The following is a 12,056-nucleotide window of genomic DNA, read 5'->3' on the forward strand; positions in this document are numbered from 1 at the left end:
GGGGCCGAGTTCCCCCGTGCTCGCCCCGACCGGCCCGGCCGGACCGCTTCTCAGCGCAACAGCCGGCTTTCACAGCAACAGCCGGCCTTCAGAGCAACAGCCAGCCTTCAGAGCAACAGCCAGAAAGGGCCGCCCCGCCATGCTCTGCCACGCCTGCCACGTGCACCTGCGCCGGGACTACCCCTACTGCCTCCACTGTGGAACTCTCCGCAAGGGCGCGCAGGTCGCCGAGTTCGCCGCCCCCGAGCTGCGGTACGCCGGCCAGGCGTACCCGCTGGTGAAGCCGGTCACCACGGTGGGGCGTACCAGCGACAACGACCTGATCCTCGACGACGCGAGCGTGTCCCGGCGGCATGCCCGGATCACGCGTACGCCGGACGGCTTCCTGCTCGAAGACCTCGACTCGTTCAACGGCACCACGGTCGGCGGACGGCTGCTGCACGGCGACCGGGCCGCCCTGAACGACGAGACCGAACTGGTCTTCGGCGACGTCGCCGTACGCTTCGCCCAGCCGCGCAGCGCCGCCATCGGCTCGAAGACGATGGTCAAGGGCGCCGAGCAGACGATGCTCGCGGTCGGGGGCAAGCCGCCGGAGCAGGCAGCCACCGCCACCGAGCCGCTGTCGGCCGTCCCCCGCCGCCGGTCGGGCTGGGCGCTGAAGCAGGTGCCCGGCGGCCGCGAAGCCGAATGGGTGCTGAGCAATACGCGTACCGGGATGTATCTGCAGCTCGACGAGCGCGACGTGTTCATCTGGAACAGCCTCGACGGCGTCAACTCCGTCCGCGACCTGCTGTTCCTCTACGCCGACAAGTTCGGCGAGCTGGCCCTGCCGCGGATCGAGCGCACGCTGCGGACCTTCGCGGCCATCCAGCTCGTCCGGGGCCTTCCCGGCCAGCGCGATCCGCAGAAGCAGAACCTGCTCAAGCGGGCCGGCCAGGCGGTCTTCCGAGGACTGCTGCGGATGGAGCTGTCGATCCGAGGCGTCGACGGCCTGTTCGGCCGCATGTACGCCGCCTTCGGGTGGCGCTTCTTCACGCGTACGGGCGTCTTCCTGCTGTGGGCCCTGGTGATCGGCGGCCTGTACGCCTTCTTCGTGGCGAAGGCCCACCAGAAGCTGTTCGCCCTCGGCGGCGCCGGCTGGGTCGGCGCGGTGATCGTGGCGGCGGTGTGCCTGCTGGCGCTGGCGATCCACGAGTCCGCGCACGCGCTCGCGGTGAAATCCTACGGCCGCAAGGTGACCCGGGGCGGATTCATGCTCATGATGGGCATGCCGTTCGCCTTCGTCGACACCTCCGACATGTGGTTCGGTACGCGCTGGTCCCGCGTGGTCGTCACCCTCTCCGGTCCACTCTCGACGGCCGGGGTGGCGGGGGCGGCCGCGCTCGTGGCAGCTTATGTGCCGAATCCCATCGTGGCTGGGATCGGTTTCCACGTGGCGTTCGCCCTCTACCTGAACACCCTCTACAACTTGAACCCGTTGATGCCGGTCGACGGGTATCAGGCCCTCTCCGACGCGCTGCGGATGCCGCGGCTGCGCGAGGAGGCCTCCGCGTACTTCACGAAGGGCTTCTGGAAAGATCTGCGCACCGGGAAGCGGCCGGGACTGCGGCAGTGGGGCATGGCGGCCTACGGCATGCTCGCGGTGCTGGGCATGGTCGGCTTCCTGGCCATGGGGGCGTTCAGCTGGCGCAACCGGCTGAGCGGATTGACCGCACAATATCTCCCACACGGGTACGCGATCCCGGTGGTGATCGTCGGTATCGGCATCATCATGTTCCCGATCTGGTACCGGCTGTACAAGAAAGTGTCCGCAGTGGTCCAGCGAATGCTGGCGGCGCGTTCCCGTGAACGCGCCGGGCTTGGGGAGGCGACGACCGCATGAGTGGCTGGTCCGTACCGGGATACAGCGAGGTCACCGAACTCGGCCGGGGGGCGTCCGGCCGGGTCGTGCTGGCGACGCACGACAGCACCGGCGTACCGGTGGCGGTCAAGTACCTGGCCGACGAGTTGAAGACCGACGAGCAGTTCCTGCGCGAGTTCCGCGCCGAGGCCCGCATCCTGGCCGAGGTCGACGACCCGAACGTCAGCAAGCTCTACGAGTACATCGAGGAGCCCGGCGGCGCCGCGATCGTCATGGAGCTGGTCAACGGCGTCGCACTGCGCAAGATGCTGCGCGAGCAGGGCCCGACCGAACCCGAGGCGGCCCTCGTCGTCCTCAAGGGATCGCTGCTCGGCCTGGCCGCGGCCCACCGCCACGGCGTCGTGCACCGCGACTACAAGCCGGAGAACGTCCTCGTCGACGGCGAAGGCCGCAGCAAGCTCGCCGACTTCGGCATCGCGGTGCGCGCGGGGCGTACCGGCCCGCTCGCCGGCACCCCGAGCTACATGGCGCCCGAGCAGTGGGCGGGCGGCCCGGCCACCCTCCAGACCGACATCTACGCCGCGACGGCCACCTTCTACGAGTGCCTCACCGGCGCCCCGCCCTTCCGCGCCCCCGGCGACCTGGCCCTGCTGCGCCGCCAGCACGAGTCCGCACCCATCCCGGTCGACAACGTCCCCGAAGGCGTACGCGGAATCCTGCGCCGCGGTCTCGCCAAGGACCCCGGCCAGCGCCCGTCCGACGCCGCGACCTTCGTCCGCGAACTCGACGCGGTCGCGGGCGGCGCGTACGGCGCGGACTGGGAGGAGAACGGCAAGAAGAAGCTCGCCCGCCGGGCCCTGCTGCTCGCGGCGCTCTTCCCGCTCGCGCTGGCGTCCCTGTCGGGCACGGCGGTGGCCAACACGGGCTTCGGCTCGGGGTTCAGCCGCCTGTCGAGCGGCGTGAAGAAGGCACTGCTCGCCGGGACGACGACGGTCATCCTGGTCGGCGGCTCGGTCGGCGGATGCGTGGCGTTCAAGCCGTCCAACGCGGCGGACAACACCGCCCTGCCGTCATCATCGCCGTCGGTGGTGGTCGTGGAATCGCCGTCGGACTCGCCGTCCCCGCTGCCCTCGGACTCTCCGTCGGCGGCTCCTTCAGCGTCGACTTCCCCATCGGCAGCGCCCTCGGCGTCACCGAAGAAGTCGCCCAAGGCCTCCCCCAAAGCCTCCCCGAAGACGAGCCCGTCGCCTTCGCCCAGCCCCGCCTGTACGCCGAGCGGCCGGATCACCGACACCGCAGGAACCGGGACGATCTCCGTCTACTGGGGACTCGCGTCCTGTGCGGCCGGAACGGTCCGGGTGCGGGTCTGTGGAATCCAGGTCGACAAGGCGGGCACGGCGTACGGAACGGCGACCTGCGGGAGCTGGGGTTCCTTCACCGTCCCCGCCGGCGCCTATTCCAGCAAGTCGTCGATCGACGTGACGCCGCTCTACAACGACTGCGGCAGCCAGGTGCAGATCCGGCTGTATCTGCAGACGAGCTGGCCGAAGTTCAACGGCGCACCGACACTCGTGAGCGACTTCCAGTGCATCAGATGATCTCCTGATGTACACAGGAGGGGTGTTTCGGAGGCACTGAAACACCCCTCCTGTGTACATGGTCAAGATCGGGCGAGGGACGCGCGGACCGCGGCGAGCAATCTGTCCGGAAAGCGGAGAACGTCGTCGGCGTTGAACCGCAGCACCCGCCAGCCCGCGAGGTGCAGCTCGTTCTGCCGTTCCATGTCGAAGCGGAACGTGGTCCGATCCCGGTGGTGGTCGCCGTCGTACTCCAGCGCGAGCCGATGTTCGGGGTAGGCGAAGTCGACCCGCGCCAGCATGCGGCGACCGGCGAAGATCCGGAACTGGGAGACCGGCGGCGGTAGGCCGCCGTCGACGAGAACGAGACGCATGCGAGTCTCCATCTGCGACTCCGCCAGCGGATCCGTCTGGGAGACGACCTCGCGCGCCGCGACCATCCCGGGCCATCCCACGTGATCATCGAGATAGGACCGAACGGCGTCGAGGTGAACCTTCCGCCGCTTGGTGAAGGCGTCCAGCGCGATCACCGCCTCCACTCGCGGAAGAGTTCGCGCCAGGTCGAAGGCGGTCCGTACAGGCATCGTCACCGGCACGCCGAAGAGTTCCGTGACATCGTCCGGCGCCAGCGCGGTCCGGTGCGCCTGTACGAGCGACGATGAACGCATACGGGCGGCACCCGGTACGAGGACGGAAACGGCGTCGGTCGCGCCCAGCGGTACACCCCAGAGTTCGGCGGCGCTCAGCAGGCCGACAGCCGCGCCGGCGGGGAGGATCAGCGCGGTCGCCTGGCAGCGGAGACGGTGATCCACAGGCAGGTCTCGGTGGACGTACACGTCGGGGAGAAGCCGGATCCACTGGGAGCCGCGCAGCATGGTGCGGGTAAGCAGGCCATCGGCGATCGCGTCGCGCCCGCGGAACGGTCCGACAAGCAAGGAGCGCGGAAGGCGCGGGGACCGGGGCATCAGCCGGCGATCACCTGGAGGTCCGCGGCACCGCCGGATCCTTCCTCGGCGACGTAGGGCGGCAGCTGGTAGACCCGCACCGCGTCGACGATCAGCGTTTCGGTGGCGAGAGGGCTGTCGGACACCACGTCGAAGGTGAACGTACGCGACCCGCCCGCCCCCAGCGCGCCGACCGGGCATTGGACCACCTCGGCGGCGGTGGCGCAGCCGGACCAGGCCGGGCCGGCGGCGGACACTCCCTCGGGAAGGTTGATCGAGACCTCGGCGGCGGGGACGCCGAGTGTGCCGAGGTTGCCGACGGTGAAGGTGAGAACGCCGCGATCCGGCTGCATGGTCAGATCGGCCGAACCGACGACGAGCTTCGCAGCGGGGCCGCCGCCCGGATCGGACACCGCCGTGAAGGCGCCGTGGCTCCAGGAGTAGATGCGCCAGTGGGACGAGACGAGGACGGCGATCCGGCCGTCGGGGCGTACGCGGAAGTCGTCGAAGGGTACGCCGCCGATGATGCGGCCGATCGGGTTGAACTCCGTGTGCAGGTCGCTGTGGTCGCGGTGGAAGGCGACGAGTTGCCGGGCGCCGGAGCCGCAGGCCAGGAGGGTGACGTAGTCCGGCGTACCGTCGTGGTCCACGTCGGCCGTCTGGTACGCGGTGATCGCGAGCAACTGCTGGCCGCCGCCGGGATTGTGCTGGCCGAGCCAGATCCGCATCGGGCCGTGGGCGCACTTGTCGGAGCCGAAGTCGGGCACGTCCACCACGGCACCGCCGAAGACGCGCAGATCGGCCCCGTTCGGCGTACTCGTGGGAAGGATCGTGGGGAAGACGGCGACCGGGGTGGGCGACGGCGCCGGGGTCGCGCGGGGATCGCAGCCCGCGAGCAGCAGCAGTGCCGTGACCAGAGCGAGCGTACGCGTCATCGGGGCCTCCGCAGCCGGTAGGGAAACGGTGCCGGGGCTGAGTCGGGATGTCAACAGTGCGGCCCGGACGTTCGGCCAGTGTGAAGGGTATTCAGCCGGTTGTAGGGTGACGCCGATCTAGCGAGCATGGGTCCGACGATCAGCAGGGGGAGCCGTGAGTATCGGCACGTGGCAGGAGACGTCCACGGCGGACGGGCGCAAGGTGGGCGCGCTCGCGCTGCCGCAGCAGACCCAGGATCAGCTGACCCGGGTGGTCGCCGCCGTCAACGCCGTACGCCGGCTGAACCTGCCGGGCGTCGTGCCGATCGCGGACCTGGTGGGCCATCAGGGCCGGGCGTGGCTCGTGACGCCGAACCCGGTCGGGCCGACGCTGCAGACGCTGGCCGGGCGGCTGACGCCCGGCGGTGTGGCGACGGTGCTGTCGGACACCGGGCAGACGCTGATGAAGCTGCACGCGGCCGGGATCACCCACGGCGCGCTGGACGCCTCGACGATCGTGCTCAGCTCGGGCGGCGTCGCGATGCTCAGCGAGGTCGGCATGGCCACCGCGGCCGCCGGGCGTACCGGCAGCGCGCAGGAGGACACCGCCGCCTGGGCCGACCTCGCCCGCCGGCTCGGGGGCAGCGACCCGACCATCGCCGCCGTCGCCGCCGCGGCCGCCGCCGGTCTGGAGACCGGACTCAAGGTTCTCGCCGCGCACGCGGGCTCGCTGCCCGGCTTCGGCGACCGCGCCACGCTGGCCGCGCTTCCGCAGACCCCCGCTCCCGTACGCACCGACGTCCCTCCGGCGGAGTCCACGACCCTGCTGCCCGGCCAGGCCGGCGTGGCGATGTCGGGACAGGCGACCACACCTGAGCCGGCGTACCAGCCGGGGGCGTTCGCGGTTCCCGCCGCACCGGCCGCCGCCCCGGTCCCGGCGGAGGACGCGGCGACGCAGATGGCCCGGCGTTCCACGGCGCAACCGGTGGCCGCTCCCGCGCCGGTCCAGCGCGCTGCGGACGGGGCGCTGCGGTTCGGGCAGGGTCCGGTGGCGACGCCGGCCACGCCGACCTGGACGCCGCCGCCCCCGGTGAAGCCGAAGAAGAGCACGTTCAAGCGCGTCACCGGATTCCTCAGTGGACTGATCACGGTGGTGCTCGTGGTGATCGCGGCGCTGGTGCTGTGGCAGAAGTTCCACAACCCGGTCGTGCTCAGCGGGGTCACGATCGGCGACGTCGCTGTCGGCAAGTGCGACTCCCAGGCCGACGTCATCGCCACCGTCGTGACCAACGGCAAGGCGGGCACCTTCACCTACGAGTGGACCGACAGCGACGGCCACCAGAGCGGGCGGCTCAACCAGAGCGTGCGCGACGGCCAGGGCTCGGTGCAGGTGCACTACTACTGGGGCTTCGCCGGCAAGGGCAAGCACGACGGCACGGCGACCATCAACATCATCTCGCCGGGCAAGTACACCGCGACCGGCAAGGTCGCCTACTCCTGCAAGTGAGGTTCGTCCTCGCCGGTGAGGTGCTTGAACGCCTGGAGGTTGGCCGTGGACTCCCCGCGGCTGACCCGCCAGGCGTACTCGCGGCGGATGGCGTCGGCGAACCCGAGTTCGAGCAGCGGGTCGAACGACTCGTCGGCGTACGCGAGCACTGACCCGAGCACCCGGTCGAGTTCCCCGGTGGTGACGGCGTGCAGCGGCAGGCGGCCGGTCAGGTAGACGTCGCCGGCCTGGTCGATGGAGAACGCGACCCCGTAGAGCCGGGCGTTGCGCCGCAGCAGCCAGGCCCAGACCTCTTCGTGGTTCGCGTCGGGGTGACGCATCACGAACGCCTCGATCCGCAGCGAGTGCCCGCCCGCGACGAGGTTCACCGTGGTCTTGAGCTTGTGCTGGCCGGGCAGGACGACGACGAGGCCGCCCTGCGGGGACACCTCGTAGGGGATCTCCAGTTCGTCGAGCAGGGCCCCGACGTCTACCACGCGCCGGCCAGCTCGGCGTCGTCGCGCAGCGTGAGCCGGCGGCGGTTGTCGTCCATGGCCTCACGGTAGACGTCCAGCAGCCCCGCCGCCGTACGCGACCACGAGAACGCCCGCGCGTGTTCGACGGCCCCACGGGCGAGATCGAGCAGCCGGGCAGGCTCGCGGAGCAGGCGTTCGAGGACGAGGCCCCACTCCTGCGGCGCGTGCCCGTCGACGAGTACGCCGCTGATCCCGTCCCGGACGGCCGTCACGAGACCGCCGACGGCCGCCGCGACGACCGGCGTACCCGTGGCTTGGGCTTCGAGGGCGACGAGGCCGAAGGACTCGTTGTAGGACGGCACCGCGACCAGGTCGGCGGCGCGGTAGACGGCGACCAGGTCGTCGCCGCTCTGCGGAGGCAGGAACCGTACGCGGGCCGCGATCCCGAGGTTGGCGGCCAGGTCCATGAGGGCGGTGGGCCGGTCGAGGCCGCTGCCGCTGGGGCCGCCGACGATGACCACGGTCGTCTGCTCGGCCACCTCGGGCGCGTTCGCGGCGAGTTCGGCGAGGGCGGACAGCAGTACGTCGGGGGCCTTGAGCGGCTGGATGCGGCCGACGAACGCGATGATGTGACCGCGTTCGGGCAGGCCGAGGCGGCGGCGGGCGGCCAGCTTGCCGGCGCTCGCGGCGACGCGCGGCAGCGGCCGGAAGCGGTCGAGGTCGACGCCGGGCTCGACCACGCTGACCCGGTCCAGCGGGGCGTCGTAGAGGTCGATCAGCTCGCGGGCCTCGGTCGGGGTGTTGGCGATGAGCCTGGTCGACTCGGCGACCACCTGTTCCTCGCCGATCACCCGGGCCATCGGCTCGGCCCGGTCGCCGTCGGCCAGCTGGAGGTTCTTGACCTTGGCGAGGGTGTGCGCGGTGTGCACCAGCGGTACGCCCCAGCGCTCCTTCGCCAGCCAGCCGACCTGCCCGGACAGCCAGTAGTGGGAGTGCAGCAGGTCATAGTGGCCCGGCGGGCGGGCGGCCTCCGCACGCAGGACGCCTTGCGTGAAGGCGCACAGCTGGGCGGGGAGATCTTCCTTGGCGAGCCCCTCGAACGGCCCGGCGTTGACGTGCGTCACGCGTACGCCCGGCGCCACCTCGACGTGCCGCGGCAGCTCGCTGGAGGTCGTGCGGGTGAAGATCTCGACCTCGACGCCGGCCTCGGCCAGCCGTTTGGAGACTTCGACGATGTAGACGTTCATACCGCCGGCGTCGCCTGTTCCGGGCTGGTGCAGGGGCGATGTGTGCACCGAGAGGGTCGCGATGCGCCGAGGGGTCCGAGAACTCACGTGCGCTCCAACAGAGAAGAGGGCGTTCATAATCCCGACACAACCGGCCCGCGTGATCCACATCACTGTGCGGGCCCGGTCGGCCTGGTGGGTTACCCGGTCCCGCCACGCATCATGCCGGAAGGCATGATCGGTGTATGCAGAGCGATCTCGCCGTTGTGACCGGCGCCTCCAGCGGCATCGGCGCGGCCACCGCCCGCCGGCTGGCCGCCGAGGGCTTCCACGTGCTCGCTGCCGCGCGGCGTACGGAGCGGCTGGCCGAGGTGGTCGCGGACATCCAGGCCAAGGGCGGTGCGGCCACCGCCGTCCACCTGGACGTGACCGACGAGGCGGCGGTCCTGGACTTCGCCGCCGGCCTGGAGAGCCTCGCACTGCTCGTCAACAACGCGGGCGGGGCGAAGGGCGCGGACTCGGTCGCCGACGGTCTGACCGCCGACTGGCAGTGGATGTTCGACGTCAACGTCCTCGGCACCCTGCGGATGACCCGGGCGCTGCTGCCCGCATTGGAGAAGGGGTCGGGCACGATCGTCAACATCGTGTCGACCGCCGGGCACGTCGTCTACGAAGGCGGCGGCGGGTACACCGCGGCCAAGCACGCGCAGCACGCGCTCACCGGAACGCTGCGGCTGGAACTCAGCGGCCGGCCCGTGCGGGTGATCGAGATCGAGCCGGGCATGGTGCGTACCGACGAGTTCGCGGTCAACCGCTTCGACGGCGACACCGAGAAGGCCGCCGCCGTCTACGCGGGCGTCGCCGAGCCGCTGGTGGCCGACGACGTCGCCGACTGCGTCGCCTGGTGCGCCACCCGGCCGCACCACGTCAACATCGACCGGCTCGTGGTCCGCCCACTGGCCCAGGCCGCCCAGCACAAGGTCCACCGCGTGCCGTGAACCGCCCGCTCGGCGAGATCACCCGCGGCACCACCAACCCCAACCGCCTGCGGCGGGTGGATCGGTGGATCGCGTACCGGCTGGGGCCGGCACTGTCCGCTGTGGAGTCTCCGCTCGTCGTCGACCTCGGTTACGGCGCCACCCCGATCACCGCCGTGGAACTCGCGTACCGGCTGGCCCGGTTCCGGCCGCGGGTGGTCGGCCTCGAAATCGATCCGGTACGCGTCGCGCAGGCCCAGCCGGCCGCGGACCCGCCCCGCCTGGAGTTCCGCCGGGGCGGGTTCGAACTGGCGGGCCTGCGGCCGCAGGTCGTCCGCGCCTTCAACGTCCTTCGCCAGTACGACGAGTCGGCGGTGCTGGCCGCGTGGCGTACGATGACCGGCTCGCTGGCCGACGGCGGCTGGCTGGTGGAGGGCACCTGTGACGAGCTGGGCCGGCTCGCGACGTGGGCGACCCTGCCGGCGGACGCGCAGACGCCGGTGAGCCTGACCCTCGCGGCGCGACTGTCCACGCTGGAGAGTCCCGCGACCTTCGCCGAACGGCTGCCCAAGGCGCTCATCCATCGCAACGTGCCGGGCGAGCCGGTCCACGAGCTGCTGCGGGCGCTGGACGGCTGCTGGCAGCGGTCGGCCCCGATGGGTGTCTTCGGGCCCCGGCAGCGCTGGGTGCGGACGGTCGAGGAGTTCCGCGCCCTCGGGTACGCGGTCCTCGACGGCCCGGTCCGCTGGCGCATGGGCGAACTCACCCTCCCCTGGCCCGCCTGACCCGCCCTGCCCAACCCCGCCCCGCTCCCGCTCCCGCCCGGCTACGCGAAGATCCCGCCCGCTCCCGCTACGCGAAGATCCCGCTTGGATCAGGGAAATCACCCGAATCTTGGCCCAAGATTCGGGTGACAACCGTGATCCAAGCGGGATCTTGGATGCGGCGGCCCGGGCCGCGGCGAGCGAGCCGGGGTGGGCGGCCGGGGTGGGCGGTGTCAGGCGGTGGCGGTGGGGCGGGGCGACGGACGGCGGCGCGGAGACGGGCGGCGGCGGGTGGCGACCGTGACCGCCGCGCCGACGACCATCAGGCCGAGCCCGGCCTCGATGATGGGCAGCAGGCGCTGGCCCGTGTTCGGCAGGCCCAGCAGGATCTTGTGGTCCTCGATCTCGCCGCCGTGGATGAACGCCGCCCCGTCCGGCTTCGGGTCCGCGACCGTACCCGGGTAGAGCCGCAGGCGCAGGAAGGTGCTGGTGACACCGCCCGCCTCCAGGGCCTTCCAGTGCAGGTGCGCGGTGGTGTCAGTGGCCGAGACGGCGACCGTGGCGCGCTCGCCGGTGTCGAAGGTGCCGCTGCCGTTGAAGTCGACCCAGCCGGCGAGCGTCGCCGCCGCACCCGTGGTGTTGGTGATCGGGACGTCCAGGCCCGGGTCCGCGGTGGAGATCGTGGTACCCGGCGCCACCCCGTCCTCGTCGTTGACGGGCAGGTTCTTGTCGTCGCCGTCCGCGTTCGGGGTCGGGATGCCGTCCAGGTCGGCGTCGATCAGCTTGCCGATGCGCAGTTCCTGGCCGGGGTGGTCGACCTCGGTGAAGATGTGGCCGGGACCGTCGTGCGGGTTCAGCGTGTGGTAGCTGTCCGGGGCGTCGCCGAAGTCCGTCGCGACCAGGCAGTCCGCGCCGTCGTTGATGAGCAGCGCCGGGCCCGGCGTGTACTTCAGCACGGTCGGGTTGGCGTAGGGCGCGTAGATCGCGAAGGTCTCGCTGTACGCTCCCGGCTCGCCGTGCGCCAGCTTGCTGTCGACGTCGTTGGCCGACACGTACACGGTGCCGCTGACGTCCTCGACGTAGACCGCGCCGTAGTTCTGCGACTCGGGCAGCTGCGCGCTGAGATCCTTCACGTCGGTGACCTGGCCGGTCGCCGGGTCGATCGAGACCAGTTCCCGCTTGGTGGTGCCGACCTCCTCCAGGGCGTACAGCTTGCCGTCGGTCGGATTGAAGTCCCAGTCGCCGATGCGCAGGAAGTTCATGCCCGGCGTCGCCCGGCTCAGCGGAACCATGCTGAGGATGTCGCCGACGCTGCCGTCGCTCGGGTCGACGTCGATCGAGATCAGCTCGTTGATCGGGCCGACCAGGCCGGGCTTGTCGGCCGCCGGGTCGCGGGTCAGGATCAGCAGGTGGTCCTGATCGTCGACGGTGCCGACGTTCGTCCGGACCACCTGCCCCACCGGTACGCCGTTCAGCGGCCCGAAGTCCGTCGTGTTCCCCTCGGAGTCCCAGCGTACGAGGGTGTTGTTGTCGGGGTTGGTACGCATTCCCCAGAACACCCGCTGATCGCGGGAGTAGCCGCCGGCGTTGACCGAGCTGCCGAGGCTCTTGATGGGGACGAACTTCGAGGTGTTGAGGTCGAAGTATCCGTAGGTCGACGTCTTGCCGTCCTCGGATTGCACCTGATAGCCGAGGTTCGGGCATTCCGCGAACGGGGCTATCGGTGGGGCTATCTCGGCGAAGGCGGCGGCGGCCGGCAGAGCACCGACCGCCGCCGAGCCGACGAGGGTGAGACCGACGAGGCGACCAATTCGGATAAAGCGCACGAAAC

Annotated in this window: 10 protein-coding genes; 5 read left to right on the forward strand and 5 right to left on the reverse strand. The window is 71.1% G+C overall.

Annotated features, from left to right (window positions below; genetic code table 11):
• The first annotated feature begins 139 nt into the window (after positions 1 to 139).
• Both G401_RS57040 and G401_RS43845 read left to right on the forward strand, forming a co-directional pair.
• Positions 140 to 1,882 (forward strand): FHA domain-containing protein, encoded by a 1,743-nt coding sequence (locus tag G401_RS57040; RefSeq protein WP_051366241.1) that lies wholly within the window; start codon positions 140 to 142, stop codon positions 1,880 to 1,882.
• On the forward strand, positions 1,879 to 3,459 hold the full coding sequence (locus tag G401_RS43845; protein WP_051366244.1) for a serine/threonine-protein kinase: 1,581 nt from the start codon (positions 1,879 to 1,881) through the stop codon (positions 3,457 to 3,459). Before G401_RS57040 ends, G401_RS43845 begins: the two co-directional genes overlap by 4 nt.
• Positions 3,460 to 3,521: 62 nt before the next feature.
• Here the strand turns inward: G401_RS43845 and G401_RS0106190 are convergent, their stop codons facing one another.
• Together G401_RS0106190 and G401_RS0106195 are read right to left on the reverse strand one after the other, a co-directional pair.
• A complete protein-coding gene (locus tag G401_RS0106190; protein ID WP_245601630.1) occupies positions 3,522 to 4,250 on the reverse strand; it encodes a DUF559 domain-containing protein in 729 nt (242 codons plus the stop codon).
• 152 nt (positions 4,251 to 4,402) lie between these two features.
• The gene (locus G401_RS0106195; RefSeq protein ID WP_027341815.1) at positions 4,403 to 5,317 is read right to left on the reverse strand and encodes a COG1361 family protein; all 915 of its coding nucleotides are present in this window, start codon (positions 5,315 to 5,317) and stop codon (positions 4,403 to 4,405) included.
• Between the two features lie 154 nt (positions 5,318 to 5,471).
• Between G401_RS0106195 and G401_RS52420 the strand changes: the two genes are divergently transcribed.
• On the forward strand, positions 5,472 to 6,803 hold the full coding sequence (locus tag G401_RS52420; protein WP_051366245.1) for a protein kinase family protein: 1,332 nt from the start codon (positions 5,472 to 5,474) through the stop codon (positions 6,801 to 6,803).
• Here G401_RS52420 and G401_RS0106205 read toward each other — a convergent pair.
• A complete protein-coding gene (locus G401_RS0106205) occupies positions 6,788 to 7,261 on the reverse strand; it encodes a type III secretion system chaperone family protein (RefSeq protein WP_245601646.1) in 474 nt (157 codons plus the stop codon). The two genes, G401_RS52420 and G401_RS0106205, sit on opposite strands and share 16 nt — an antisense overlap.
• A gap of 11 nt (positions 7,262 to 7,272) precedes the next feature.
• Positions 7,273 to 8,622 carry a D-inositol-3-phosphate glycosyltransferase gene (gene mshA, locus G401_RS0106210; protein WP_051366247.1) on the reverse strand — a complete coding sequence of 450 codons (1,350 nt, stop codon included), beginning with the start codon at positions 8,620 to 8,622 and terminating at the stop codon, positions 7,273 to 7,275.
• A gap of 107 nt (positions 8,623 to 8,729) precedes the next feature.
• Here mshA and G401_RS0106215 point away from each other — a divergent pair, with 107 nt between their 5' ends.
• A complete protein-coding gene (locus G401_RS0106215) occupies positions 8,730 to 9,482 on the forward strand; it encodes an SDR family NAD(P)-dependent oxidoreductase (protein WP_027341818.1) in 753 nt (250 codons plus the stop codon).
• Entirely contained in the window at positions 9,479 to 10,246 is a 768-nt protein-coding gene (locus tag G401_RS0106220) for a methyltransferase domain-containing protein (RefSeq protein WP_027341819.1), read from the forward strand. The genes G401_RS0106215 and G401_RS0106220 overlap by 4 nt, the downstream gene beginning before the upstream one ends.
• A 212-nt stretch (positions 10,247 to 10,458) precedes the next feature.
• Here the strand turns inward: G401_RS0106220 and G401_RS0106225 are convergent, their stop codons facing one another.
• On the reverse strand, positions 10,459 to 12,051 hold the full coding sequence (locus G401_RS0106225; protein ID WP_157545382.1) for a DUF6923 family protein: 1,593 nt from the start codon (positions 12,049 to 12,051) through the stop codon (positions 10,459 to 10,461).
• Between the last annotated feature and the right edge of the window lie 5 nt (positions 12,052 to 12,056).

The organism is Hamadaea tsunoensis DSM 44101, assembly GCF_000428945.1.
GTDB classification, from domain to species: Bacteria; Actinomycetota; Actinomycetes; order Mycobacteriales; family Micromonosporaceae; genus Hamadaea; species Hamadaea tsunoensis.

Coding starts and splice junctions, on each gene's coding strand:
- G401_RS57040 (WP_051366241.1), top strand. CDS start 140: ATGCTCTGCCACGCCTGCCACGTGCACCTGCGCCGGGACTACCCCTAC.
- G401_RS43845 (WP_051366244.1), top strand. CDS start 1,879: ATGAGTGGCTGGTCCGTACCGGGATACAGCGAGGTCACCGAACTCGGC.
- G401_RS0106195 (WP_027341815.1), bottom strand. CDS start 5,317: ATGACGCGTACGCTCGCTCTGGTCACGGCACTGCTGCTGCTCGCGGGC.
- mshA (WP_051366247.1), bottom strand. CDS start 8,622: ATGAACGCCCTCTTCTCTGTTGGAGCGCACGTGAGTTCTCGGACCCCT.
- G401_RS0106215 (WP_027341818.1), top strand. CDS start 8,730: ATGCAGAGCGATCTCGCCGTTGTGACCGGCGCCTCCAGCGGCATCGGC.